At 38.3% G+C, this 12,582-nt stretch carries 16 protein-coding genes; 1 reads left to right on the top strand and 15 read right to left on the bottom strand.

Annotated features, from left to right (window positions below; translation table 11 throughout):
* The first annotated feature begins 3 nt into the window (after nucleotides 1-3).
* On the top strand, nucleotides 4-498 hold the full coding sequence (locus AC07U8_RS10805) for an ureidoglycolate lyase (protein ID WP_034617344.1): 495 nt from the start codon (nucleotides 4-6) through the stop codon (nucleotides 496-498).
* Between the two features lie 209 nt (nucleotides 499-707).
* On the opposite strand, the gene AC07U8_RS10810 is transcribed toward AC07U8_RS10805, so the two are convergent.
* From AC07U8_RS10810 to ureE, 15 genes are all read right to left on the bottom strand, one after another.
* Nucleotides 708-1,430, bottom strand: coding sequence for an outer membrane protein OmpK (locus AC07U8_RS10810; protein ID WP_494737866.1), 723 nt, complete (start codon nucleotides 1,428-1,430; stop codon nucleotides 708-710).
* Between the two features lie 160 nt (nucleotides 1,431-1,590).
* The gene (uraH, locus tag AC07U8_RS10815; RefSeq protein ID WP_494737867.1) at nucleotides 1,591-1,911 is read right to left on the bottom strand and encodes a hydroxyisourate hydrolase; all 321 of its coding nucleotides are present in this window, start codon (nucleotides 1,909-1,911) and stop codon (nucleotides 1,591-1,593) included.
* Between the two features lie 33 nt (nucleotides 1,912-1,944).
* Nucleotides 1,945-2,466, bottom strand: coding sequence for a 2-oxo-4-hydroxy-4-carboxy-5-ureidoimidazoline decarboxylase (uraD, locus tag AC07U8_RS10820; protein WP_494737868.1), 522 nt, complete (start codon nucleotides 2,464-2,466; stop codon nucleotides 1,945-1,947).
* Between the two features lie 126 nt (nucleotides 2,467-2,592).
* Nucleotides 2,593-3,558 (bottom strand): allantoinase PuuE, encoded by a 966-nt coding sequence (gene puuE, locus AC07U8_RS10825; protein ID WP_494737869.1) that lies wholly within the window; start codon nucleotides 3,556-3,558, stop codon nucleotides 2,593-2,595.
* An 80-nt stretch (nucleotides 3,559-3,638) separates the two neighbouring features.
* Nucleotides 3,639-4,697 (bottom strand): hypothetical protein, encoded by a 1,059-nt coding sequence (locus AC07U8_RS10830; protein WP_494737870.1) that lies wholly within the window; start codon nucleotides 4,695-4,697, stop codon nucleotides 3,639-3,641.
* Between the two features lie 15 nt (nucleotides 4,698-4,712).
* Nucleotides 4,713-5,294: a histidine phosphatase family protein gene (locus tag AC07U8_RS10835; protein WP_494737871.1), complete on the bottom strand. Its 582-nt coding sequence runs from the start codon at nucleotides 5,292-5,294 to the stop codon at nucleotides 4,713-4,715.
* A 116-nt stretch (nucleotides 5,295-5,410) separates the two neighbouring features.
* Entirely contained in the window at nucleotides 5,411-6,028 is a 618-nt protein-coding gene (locus AC07U8_RS10840) for a lysozyme (RefSeq protein WP_151801395.1), read from the bottom strand.
* A 191-nt stretch (nucleotides 6,029-6,219) separates the two neighbouring features.
* On the bottom strand, nucleotides 6,220-7,920 hold the full coding sequence (ureC, locus tag AC07U8_RS10845; RefSeq protein ID WP_315075813.1) for an urease subunit alpha: 1,701 nt from the start codon (nucleotides 7,918-7,920) through the stop codon (nucleotides 6,220-6,222).
* 14 nt (nucleotides 7,921-7,934) lie between these two features.
* Nucleotides 7,935-8,243, bottom strand: coding sequence for an urease subunit beta (locus tag AC07U8_RS10850; RefSeq protein ID WP_151801394.1), 309 nt, complete (start codon nucleotides 8,241-8,243; stop codon nucleotides 7,935-7,937).
* A 28-nt stretch (nucleotides 8,244-8,271) separates the two neighbouring features.
* Nucleotides 8,272-8,574, bottom strand: a complete 303-nt coding sequence (gene ureA, locus AC07U8_RS10855; protein WP_004720298.1) for an urease subunit gamma — start codon at nucleotides 8,572-8,574, stop codon at nucleotides 8,272-8,274.
* Between the two features lie 100 nt (nucleotides 8,575-8,674).
* The gene (locus tag AC07U8_RS10860) at nucleotides 8,675-9,544 is read right to left on the bottom strand and encodes an urease accessory protein UreD (RefSeq protein ID WP_096734181.1); all 870 of its coding nucleotides are present in this window, start codon (nucleotides 9,542-9,544) and stop codon (nucleotides 8,675-8,677) included.
* Nucleotides 9,545-9,587: 43 nt separating this feature from the next.
* Nucleotides 9,588-10,154 carry a HupE/UreJ family protein gene (locus AC07U8_RS10865; RefSeq protein WP_209826111.1) on the bottom strand — a complete coding sequence of 189 codons (567 nt, stop codon included), beginning with the start codon at nucleotides 10,152-10,154 and terminating at the stop codon, nucleotides 9,588-9,590.
* Between the two features lie 79 nt (nucleotides 10,155-10,233).
* Nucleotides 10,234-10,848, bottom strand: a complete 615-nt coding sequence (gene ureG, locus AC07U8_RS10870; RefSeq protein WP_004720292.1) for an urease accessory protein UreG — start codon at nucleotides 10,846-10,848, stop codon at nucleotides 10,234-10,236.
* Between the two features lie 58 nt (nucleotides 10,849-10,906).
* On the bottom strand, nucleotides 10,907-11,572 hold the full coding sequence (locus AC07U8_RS10875) for an urease accessory protein UreF (protein WP_494737872.1): 666 nt from the start codon (nucleotides 11,570-11,572) through the stop codon (nucleotides 10,907-10,909).
* Nucleotides 11,559-12,041 (bottom strand): urease accessory protein UreE, encoded by a 483-nt coding sequence (gene ureE / locus AC07U8_RS10880; protein ID WP_494737873.1) that lies wholly within the window; start codon nucleotides 12,039-12,041, stop codon nucleotides 11,559-11,561. The genes AC07U8_RS10875 and ureE overlap by 14 nt, the downstream gene beginning before the upstream one ends.
* Nucleotides 12,042-12,582 lie beyond the last annotated feature (541 nt).

A 12,582-nucleotide genomic window follows, 5' to 3' on the forward strand; every position in this document is an offset into this window, starting at 1 on the left:
TTTATGAAATATATTCAAATTCAGCCATTAACTGCTGAAGCTTTTGCAGCATTCGGTGAGGTCATTGCCTGTGCTGGCAATGACTTTTTCCATATCAATGGCGCGCATACGGAACGCTATCATGCTTTATCCTTGGCCCAAGCGGCCAATGCTGAAGTCGGATTAAGTATTTTCCGTAATATTCAAAAAACCCAAGTGCCTTGCGAAATTCAAATGCTTGAACGCCATCCAATCGGTTCACAGGCATTTATTCCGATGCAAGGTCAATCCTTCTTGGTTGTTGTTGCAGCGGCTTTAGATCAAGATCAACCTGATCTTGATCATATTTATGCCTTTATAAGCAATGGCCAACAGGCTGTAAACTATCGTGCAGGCACTTGGCATCATCCGTTATTGACGCTTGAAGCACCGAGCGACTTTACTGTAATCGATCGGATTGGTGAGGGTCACAATTGTGATGTTTTTCAATTTAATGAAAATATTGTCCTAACCTTATAATTTTCATTTCATAACAGCAAATAAAAAATGCATGGATCAAAACATTCACACTAAAAGTGCTGAGGAGTGTTGCGATAAGACTTTACTTCACCCTATGTTGTTAAAAAACCAGCGCAACATCATTCAGTGTTGCGCTGGTTTGAAAAATTTATCTTAAGCTTATCTCAATCCTATTCATGCATTTAAAAACATGATCAGATAAAGATCATTTAAAAATGATATTTAATTAAAGCACTGACATTATTTTCATCTTTACCTGAGATGCCGTATTTATTATTCCAAACAGAATATTCAACGCCTAAATACAATTTCGTATCTGGTGAAATATGTTTACCCGCATTCCATTTCCATTGGGTGGTCCAGTTTAACTCACTGGCATGATCATCTTCAGCGGTTGACCAATCCAGAAAACCATCAACAAGAAAGTCTTCTGATGCAATTTTGAAAGGCACACCAAAAACAAAAGTCAGCTGATAATCATCATTTGTGTTCTTGTAATTGTCTGCTTTATAAAAGTTTAATTGTGCATATTGGAAATATGGAATCGCCAAATCTACCCCGATCCCATACAGATAATTATTAAACCCTTCACCGCCTTCCCATGTTGTAGCAATAAGAACGTCTTTGATTGGCCCTGCTTCCAACTTATACCCTGAAATCGCGCCTAAGCTCAATCGTGGTGAAACTTCAAAATAAGTCTCATTGCCTGAAACATCATTATTGGTACGATCCGCAAATGCAAAGAAGTCCCCATATTTTAATTTGGCTGCATATTCAAAAGTAATGGTCGATTGGTCATCTTCCCGAGCAATTAATTCATAATTTTTTCCATATAATCCAGTAATGCTAAAGTCTTGCCAAATAGGCGCAGCATGAGTGCTAAAAGCGGTGCAAACGAAAGTTGAAAGCGCAGCAAATTGTGTTAATTTCATTGTATAAATTCCCCATCAGAAATAGCGGTAAACACCTGCGTGAATAAGCAAAAACAAAGCCAATTTTTTACACTTGGTCAAAATTTCAAAAAAAAAGCCCAAATCAATGGGCTTTAAAATCATGAAAAAATCTAGTTCTATAAATCTAATTCTACAAAAGCTAGCTTCCACGATACGTGGAATAAGCAAAAGGGCTGATTAATAGAGGAATATGATAATGTTGTGCCCTATCAAGGACTGAAAAATTAATCACAACTTTTGGGAAAAACGTTGCTAAGGCCAAACGGTCAAAATATTCAGCAGTATAAAAAACCAAACTATAATCCCCCGTTTTGATTTCACTTAAATTTAGGTCTGCAACCCGACCATCCTCATTGGTCCTTGATTCTGCAACAATATTGTCTTGGCTATCCAATAATTTTATCAGAACATTTACGGCAGGCTTGCCAAGATGCGTGTCTAAGATATGGGTACTGATCATGTTATTTCCTTTCTAAACATTATTTTAATGTAATCAATCATTTAAGCTTTCATTTTCACTCAGTTCTTGATTGAGTCTTAACATTGCAATTTCACCAAGTTGTTGTTTAACAATACGCTGTTCAGTTTCAGGATCATTTAATAAACGATATTTCAGTGCTTGTAGAATTTCTGTCTGATCTAAGCCCATGGCACGAATTAAAAAAATATGACCAAATTTCTTTTCATAAGCAATATTGCCTTGCAATAAAGCAAGTTGTGTTTCAGTGCTCTGTTTTATTGCTGATTGCTCTTGATGAGAAAATGCTTGCTCTTTTTCACTCAGCACAGCCTGAGCCTTTTTTTCACCGATTCGTGGGTGTGTCGCTAATGCATTTGCAATTTCTAACCATGTCCAAGTTGAGGCTTGTGCTTTTGCAAAATCCATTAACGCTTGAGTGTTGACAAATGGACGTTGTGACAAAATTTCATCTGACCAACGTTGAATGTGCACACAATGCTTGAGCAAGGTTGTAAGCTCTTCTGATGATGCTTGATTAAATTCTTCTATGTTCACGAATAATACCTATGCTTGAGTTCGCTAAAATTTTCAAACACTTTTATATAAACTTTGCTGCGCGCTTTACTGCATTCAATTAAAAATAAAGTGCTTACCTTAAAAGCGACATGCTCATAGCGACAATTATGCGGCTGGATGGTGTTTAAACCAATGTTCAGCGATATCACCACGACGACAGATCCAGACTTTTTCATGTGCCTGGATATAATCTAAAAAACGCTGTAATGCTTTAAAACGACCGGGACGTCCCAGAATACGACAATGCATTCCAATCGATAGCATTTTCGGCTCAGTTTCACCTTCTGCATAAAGCACATCAAAGGCATCTTTTAAATATTGGTAAAATTGCTCGCCACTGTTAAAACCAGCAGGCGCACAGAATTTCATATCATTACTTTCTAATGTATATGGAATGATCAGGTGCGGGCGGCTTTGGCCTTGTAAATTAGTTAAGTTTGTCCAAAATGGCAAATCATCACCATAGTAATCGCAGTCATATTTAATCTGTGGAAATTCAGCCAATAATTTACGGGTATTTGGGCTGTCGCGCCCTGTATACCAACCTATTTGTGTAGTGCCAAATAAGGTTTCTAGAATACTGATTGCTTGATCAATATGCTGACGTTCCGTTTCAATATCTATATTTTGGTAATTTAGCCAACGCTGTCCGTGTGAAACCACATCGTAAGAGGCTTGTTGAATGGCTTCCACAATATATGGATTACGTGCCAGCGCCATGCCCACTCCAAATATGGTCATGGGTAAGTTACGCTTTTTAAACTCATGATGAATACGCCAGAATCCTGCACGAGCGCCATATTCATACATCGAATCCATCGACATATGTTTGTCGGGAAAACTTGCTGCTCCCACGATATCAGATAAAAACTGCTCAGAACCGGCATCACCATGTTCGATATGGTTTTCAGCACCTTCTTCATAGTTAAGGACAAACTGTACCGCTATTTTTGCTTGATTGGGCCATGCTACTTTGGGTACTTCACCGTGATAGCCAATGAGATCTCGTGAATAGGGAGTATTTTGGATTTGGTCTATTAAGTCTTGCCCACGTAAATAAGTTTTACTCACTCAAACCGCCTTTAAACTTTTCAATCACCATTTTTTAGTGTGAATGATCAAGCAGTTTTTATGCCAATCTCACTCATGCTTTAGTCAACGGGTTGGAAAGTTAACTGCATGTGATGACTTTTTCCATTGAAAATATAGTGGTGTTTTCCAATTTGAAAACTTTGATTAGGTTGAAGAGCACTTTCCTGCTGAGTACGTACAATCATCGCATTATTTTCATTCGATTCTTTTAACAAGAATTGATAAATTTTATCCGTCATCTCTGCATCTAATAATTTATGCTGGATTCTATTTTGTAGATATTGATCTAAACGTTTTGTATAAAGTTCTATAAGTTTTTTATCACCAGAACTAAAAATGCGATCAAAATTATTTAAAGAAGCCACCTCTTTATTTACTGAGCTTAATCCTGTGGTTTTAATTGCATTCACTTCAAATTGATCAGTACGTTCAAAAACCAGATTCAGACTTTCGAGATTGTCTGAAAAATTTGCATCTTGCTGTGAATATTGTTCATAGATATCACGAAAAAGTTTTCGATATTCATTGGATATCGACGCGTAATCATACAAATCAAAGTATTGCACCTTACTTACATCAGCTAAGTATTCAGCACATTTTTTCCCACATTGATCTTTTTGTTGTTGACTGATTGCATTGGTCACTAAGTACTGTGTATAAAATTGATGCGCATCATCTAGATATTGAATCTTATGCGTCCATTTATATTTCACCAAACTTGCATCACCTGCTGCAAGGTAAGTTTCATATCTCAGGATTTTTCTCTCTTTTGGTAGATCTTTCTCCCATAAGTTACGATATTGATTCAAAATTTTAACACCTGAGATGGTGAAATCAGATGCCGCTAAAGCACAATTTTTATCTTCTAAATAACCCAAAAAATCTGAAACAAAAATAACATCCATCGAATACACATCTATTTTTTCAGAATTTGAGCGATTTAAAAATTTATGCAACATGTTAAGAGGCATATAGCTTTCAAGCCCCTTACATTGTGTTTCAAGAGGTTGCGCAAATTGAGTTAAATCTGACTTTAAAGCCACAATATCTGCATATGTAGATACAGGTATAAACGTAAAAACCGTCAATAGAGCAATTTTTCTTATTATAAAATTCATGCTGTTAATCTCATTTTATTTAAAAATAAAAAACTCTGTATTGTCTAATTGATGATTTAACAATGCATAACGAAAATCACGCATTAATTGTGATGATAATTCTCGCTTTTGCTCTACCAGCATTTTCAATAACTGTAAAAACTGACCATGACTAAATACCAGTAAATGATCATGTTGATAGTGTACTTTTAACGAATCCAAGTGCACAATAAAGTCCGTAACGCGTTGATAAAAATTGGCAAAAGATTCAGCACCTTCACTTGTCACAAGGTTCACATCTGCTTGATTCCAATAATCATCGACCCAAGGTTTTCGTTCCTCTAAAGTGGTATTTTTACATCGCGTATCGGATAAGTAAGAAAACTCCTGAATATCCAAAACTTGAGGGGTAATCTGATCCCGTAATAAAATTGGTTCAGCTGTTAGACGTGTACGGAGGAATGGCGAGATAAAAATCTGCTTTGCTGGAGGTAGAACATCAACAAGTTTTTGCGCCTGTTCATGTCCAAATTCGGTTAAAGGAATACTTGCATGTGACTCAGTTTTACCGTTTACATTACCCAAACTTTGCGCATGGCGGATTAAATAAATACTCATATAAACCTTAACTATTTTAATTTTTAGACAACATTTTAAAAAATGATAATTCAAAATGAATCATCTGGAATTTAACAAACGTTTAAAGAACACCAGTTGAGCAAAACACTCATATATTAGCGCTTTAGAAACAAAGTTTTCTCTACTGCTCTTCGGTTTACTAAACCTTGTACTGTTTTGCCACCTGCTTTGATCCAAACATCAAATTGATGACTGGCAGCGTAATAATCAGAGGCGTTCAATAATTTTAATAAAGTTGAATTTTTAAAAGCACCAATACCAATGTTATAGCTCAATGAAACCAATGCATCAAACTGATTTTGATTTAACGGCACATTTACAGCAGCACTTACTGCTTGTTCAAAACGTCTAAGGTCATATTGCATATAGGTTTTTGCTTGTTCAATGGTACAAGTATCACCATACTGAACAGCTTTTCCATGCGGGTAAATGGTTGTTCCGTAACCGATGGTACACACACCGACACCATCATCATAGGCTTTAAGCTCTAATCCCTCAAAACCACAGATCAAATCCACACCTTGAGGACTGACCTGAGTAATTTGATCTTGTGCAAAGCCAATCTCCGTAGCATCTGTATCCACAGCAACGGCAACGTCTAAACCAGAATAAGCTTGATGATGTTTATTCGATTCGCGCTGCTGTTGATTCAATAGCTTTGAAAACAACGTAGAAAATAACTTGGAAAAAAATTTAGACCAAAATTGCGTCATCAATAAAACTCAAAAAAAGAAAAGGGTTGTATCGTTGTACCTATAGCACCCAATATTAAACATAGCTTTTTGAATTAATAAAGTTGTCTTTGGTTGCATTGGGTATAGATCTATTGATTTTAAATAGAAAAACTCCGCTCTTATCATAAGAAAGGAGTTTTATCTTCTTGTTGCTGTTGATATCCGTTGAATTAAAACAAGAAATAACGCTGTGCCATTGGTAATACTTCAGCAGCTTCGCAAGTTAAATGTACACCATCTGCACGAACTTCATAAGTTTCAGGATGCACATCCATCACTGGACAGTAGCTATTATGCTTCATGTCTTGTTTAGTGATGTTTCTGGTATTTTTACAAGGTGAAATTAACTTCTTTAATTGTAATTTTTCAGCAACACCAAGTTCAATGGCAGCCTGTGACAAGAAAGTAATACAGGTATTATGCACACCTCTTGGATATGCCCCAAACATTGGACGGTAATGTACCGGCTGTGGTGTTGGAATTGAGGCATTAATATCCCCCATTGGCGCTGCCGCAATCATTCCACCTTTAATGATCATCGACGGTTTTACCCCAAAAAACGCGGGTTTCCACAACACCAAATCAGCAAGTTTCCCTTCTTCTATAGAACCAATTTCATGGCTTAAACCATGAGTAATGGCGGGATTTATTGTATATTTTGCAATATAACGCTTCACCCGATTGTTATCATGATACTGATTATCGCCTTCTAATGGCCCACGTTGCACTTTCATTTTATGCGCCGTTTGCCAAGTACGTAAAATCACTTCACCTACACGTCCCATGGCTTGGGAGTCAGAAGACATCATTGAAATTGCGCCAAGATCTTGCAAAATATCTTCTGCGGCAATCGTTTCACGACGAATACGGCTCTCAGCAAATGCGACATCTTCAGCTATCGCTGGATCTAAATGGTGGCAAACCATGAGCATGTCTAAGTGCTCATCAATGGTATTGATGGTATATGGGCGGGTTGGATTGGTTGAAGATGGTAAAACATTTGCCTGACCAATGGCTTTTAAAATATCAGGTGCATGACCACCACCCGCACCCTCAGTATGATAAGTGTGAATAGTACGATTTTTAAATGCCCCCAATGTTTCTTCAAGAAAACCACTTTCATTTAAAGTATCGGTATGAATCGCCACTTGTACATCATATTCATCTGCCACAGTTAGACAATTATCAATTGCAGCAGGGGTAGAACCCCAATCTTCATGCAATTTGAGCCCCACCACACCTGCTTTAATCTGCTCCGCAATCGGTTCAGGTTGACTCAAATTACCTTTACCCAATAAGCCAATATTCATAGGTAAATCATCAATGGCTTGCAGCATGGCTGAAATATGCCATGGCCCGGGTGTCACCGTTGTTGCAGATGTTCCTGCAGCAGGTCCAGTACCACCACCAATCATGGTCGTTGTTCCTGACATTAACGCTGTTTCAACTTGTTGGGGGCAAATCCAGTGAATATGAGTATCAATACCACCTGCTGTAAGTATTTGTCCTTCACCGGCAATCACTTCGGTTGCCGCACCTAATGGAATGGTAATATCGGGTTGAATATCCGGATTGCCAGCTTTACCTATTTTCCAAATTCGCCCATTTTTCAATCCCACATCGGCTTTAATAATTCCCCACCAATCAACAATCAATGCATTGGTAATCACCGTATCGGCAACGTCCGCTGCAAGTAATTGAGATTGTCCCATCCCATCGCGGATAACTTTACCACCACCAAATTTAACTTCTTCACCATAGGTGGTGAGGTCTTGTTCAACTTCTATAAAAAGTTCGGTATCTGCTAAACGTACTCGATCCCCAACAGTAGGACCAAACATTTCAGCATAAGCTCGACGTGACATTTTCATTATTGATTATCCTTTTAGTCCAACTTACCCATCACACGCCCTGCGAAACCATAGACTTCACGTTTTCCGACCAGTGCAACGATTTCTACATCACGTCGCTGCCCAGGCTCAAATCGAACCGCGGTACCAGCCGCAATATTTAAACGAAAACCTTTGGCACGTTCACGATCAAATTGCAAAGCATCGTTGGCTTCATAAAAATGAAAATGTGAACCCACTTGAATCGGCCGATCACCTATATTTGACACTGAAATTTTTAGTACTTCACGACCGACATTCATTTCAATATCACAATCAGGTGTAATAATTTCACCAGGGATCATATGCTTATCCTAATTTTAAAGAAGTCTTCTATACAATCGGTTGATGGACTGTGACGAGCTTCGAGCCATCTGGAAAAGTAGCCTCTACCTGCACTTCGGCAATCATCTCAGGTACACCCTCCATCACATCATCACGACTGAGTAAGGTGGTGCCAAAATGCATCAACTCACTGACGGTCATTCCATCTCGTGCACCTTCAAGCAGTGCTGCGGAAATAAATGCAATAGATTCAGGATAATTGAGTTTTAATCCACGTGCTTTACGACGTTCTGCAACCAAACCCGCTGTAAAAATCAGCAGTTTGTCTTTTTCAGTGGGATTGAGTTCCATATGTATTTCCTAAAGTTCTCACATTTTTTTATGCAAAATATGTGCTCAGTTTTAAATTAAACACGCAGATTTTATTTCTAAAAGGTGATCTTTAAATGAATCAAGTTCGCCAAATGCGTGGAAATGCTTCATCCAAATCAAACCAATATCGCCTTAATCTGGCACGAATTGCAGCAAAGGCGTCATGACAATGTCGAACATCATCGCCTAAAAAACGTGCACTGATAACATCACCCAATAAGGTTAACCTTACAGGCATATCCATTCGCATCATCAACTCACGAATTAAATCGATATGTGCCTCTAAATAAATGTTTGCTCGAAATTTTTCAGGAGGAACTGCCCATAAACTGCCCATAACGGCATGATTATTCATTCCTAGACAAGAGCTTAGCCAACGATCATTGCCTTTAAAACTCAGTGTGTCTGCCACCAGTAATTGCTGATTTCGCCATAATTTAAAATGGCTGTGATAAGCACCAGATTGAAATTTTTCATCTCGAGCTTGTCGACCAATTACCAACATATCCCACCCAATAAAGCTTGCTGTCTGATCAAGCTGAATCAAGGTTTCTGAGTGAGCATTGGCACCATCAAATAACATGGTTTCTTGTGGAAGCCATTCAAACACAGCATTGTGTTTAACTGAGATATGGATATGTTGATAAGCTTGTTTGCCATTGGTTCGGTACCATTTACCAGCACCTGGGGTTGTAACTAAGGCATGGGCAGCAGTATCTACACTGATCTCAAATGTTAAATGATCACCACCAGCAATACCCGCAGGCGGATGGACAATAATGGCATGACAAATTCCAGTTTTTTCTGGCCATAGCATCTTCTGCACACGTACAGGTCCAAAATGTCTACGATGCGCCAATACCGTTCGCTCAGTCTGAGCCTGAAAACCCAATTCGAGTTTGGCATACCACAGGCGCTGATCAGGAAGATGTTCCACTAAACTTATCATGACCGCCTTTATAAATTGATATCAGCAATTAAGCGCTTACACATTAAGCCAAACCAATAACCGCAACTATTGCAGCCAAAGTACCAATAATTTTCTTGCCATATGGAACGTACTTTTTGATAAAAGCACCAATGCCCAATCCACCCGCATAGATCAATGCCATTGCTGTCACCATGCCTAAAATCAGTAAGCTGGCATGACCTGATTGGCCTAATTCAGCACCATGCGCAACGCCGTGAAAACTTGCCAATAAAACTGCTGCAATAGGTAAAACTTGATTTGTTTTTGTCCAAAGCGCAACAGCCAATAAAATCAATGACGCAATGATGCCGTACTCAGCAACTGCTGCTGGAATAAATCCTTGGCTACCGATCATAAAGCCAATCACCATCGCTACAGCTAAGCCAATCAAGCCGAAAAGCTTCCAGCGTTGATTTGCCGTCCACATCAATACACCAAATGCGATTGCCATCATCAAATGATCTAAACCTGTAAATGGGTGAATAAAACCTGCCCAAAAACCAGTATGGTGATCATGTCCAGGATGAGCCAAAGCCAATACAGGTAGATATGCAGCACATGCCATCAGACTGTGTCTCAAAAAACGCATTCGAATTCTCCTTTGATTATTTTTCAATTCAAATAGTTACCACTATTTTTAATATCGCGACTAAGCTTCAATCTCTACGCTAAGCTTTAAATAAACCTTGTTTTTCAATAAATTCAATGATTTGCTTTAAACCATCTTGAGTTTTCATATTTGAAAATAGAAAAGGTTTGTCACCACGCATGCGTTTTGCATCTTGATCCATCACATCGAGATTTGCACCGACCATTGGGGCTAAATCTGTTTTGTTAATAATCAATAAATCCGACTTGGTAATGCCGGGACCACCTTTACGTGGGATCTTTTCACCACCTGCAACATCAATCACATAAAGAGTTAAATCAGATAATTCAGGACTAAACGTAGCCGCTAGATTATCTCCACCACTTTCGATAATAATCAGCTCTAAACCATCAAATTTTTCACAAAGATCATCAATTGCAGCCAAGTTAATTGAAGCATCTTCACGAATTGCAGTATGTGGACAACCCCCTGTCTCAACACCAACAATACGTTCTGGTGACATCGCTTCATGACGAGTTAAAAAATTAGAATCTTCTTTGGTATAGATATCGTTGGTCACAACCGCCATATTATATTTGTTGCGTAAAGCAAGGCATAAATTCAGGGTTAATGCTGTTTTACCTGAACCAACAGGACCACCTATTCCAACACGTAAAGGGCTACGTTCTGTCATCTTTTTTTCCTTTTCTATGCTTCATTCTCTATTAAAAATAGCGAATGAAGCGTGTCATTTATGATCTGAATAATCGTGAATATAGAGTTTCATGCGACATACTTAACATCGCATAATTGGGCAAGGCACTACTTAACTCATCATCTTCTAAGGCTAAGGCACTCACTACCGCTTTAGGAATTAAGCCATGTAAATGCCACAAAATTCTTTGACCACTCATTTGCCCTAAAGGGACAGTTTTAACCGCACCTAGCACTTGGTTTTCTAAAACAGTAAAGCTATATGCTGTCAGGACATCCACCAGATTAAGTTTTAATGTCCCGCATAAATGTGCATAAACTGGTACAAAACCAAACTGCTTTTTAATCTCAGGCGGCTGTTTTAAAACATCACGAATCCAAGCATTCAAAGAAAATGCCAACTGCTGAGATTCAGCCCTCAATTCTTTCGACTCACGGCTCGCTTTATAAAAGTTAGCCCAATTTAAAAATTCAGCTTCGTCTAAATAATGTTGCATCAGACGTTTTAAAACGGGGAGTTCAAACCTAACCAGCAACATTTCCAGCACTTCTTCAAAATAAGCAATACTGCTTGCTTCATCATGAATCAAACCCTGATCAATCGCACTTTCTACCCCTTGTGAATAACAATACGCACCGATGGGTAAGGCTGTCGATGACAGGGTCAATAGACTTAATAGTTGCGATGCGTTAGTGATGGACATGATGTAAAGCCTTAATCGGGCTTAAACGATGATCATGCTGATGTTGGGCATATGCCCCACTTTCAGGTTCAAATGGATGTTCAACTTCATCTACAGTTAGTCCTAAACCTTGGATCATTTCTGCAAGGACATGATCAGGTTCAAAATAAAGTGCACTTGGGGTAAGCATTAACGGAACATGACGATTTCCCAGATGATATGCAGCTTTAAGTAAATCAAAACTATGCAGTGCCGAAACTTGCATTAATTTTTCAGCTTTGGCATCTACACGTAACACTTCACCTTGTTCAGTTGCAATATAAGAACCACTACGCAAAATGCCTGTACGTGGTAAATCCGCACCAATATCGTGCCCATTATTTAAAGTTGCACGAAAACGGCTCTTTTGCCGAGTATCAAAAGTCAATTCAATACTTTCAGCCTCAATGTTTGACTCTATATGGTCTAGACGTTGCGTATAAATTTTCATACTGATCCACTTATCTATGGCACTTGATTTAAAATGTTCCAAATTGATGCCAAAATTTTATTCATAAATATCGGTTTGCATTAAATTAAAGCATTTATCATGCCAGTTTTTAGAATCGTAAGAATTCAAACTGCATCTTATTTAGAACACCAACCTAAAACCTAAGATCAAATTTACATGAGCGAGATTTCAATAAAAAATCAGAACAATTAAACGTTACAAAATAAAACCATAATAAAATTATGTGTATTTCACAAAAGCTTGAAATAACACACTTTTGATCAACTAAAATTCTTATCGACAATTTGCGACTAACAGCGCAATGTGTTATCAATGAATAAATAATGACGGGGTCTGTTGACAATTCGTCTAGATTTGCGACTACGTGTGTTTTTTAGGTGATACTAGGCACGAAGTATGAAATTTAGTCATTCTAAATGAATATTTCGTAACGACGTAGCGGCAAAAAACACGCTAGTCCCGAAGGGTTGTGGCTAAAATTATCTCAGTCTGCGTTATGAAACTCGAAAATAGTCTCGCT

The organism is Acinetobacter sp. GW821-FHT01E09 (assembly GCF_059422385.1).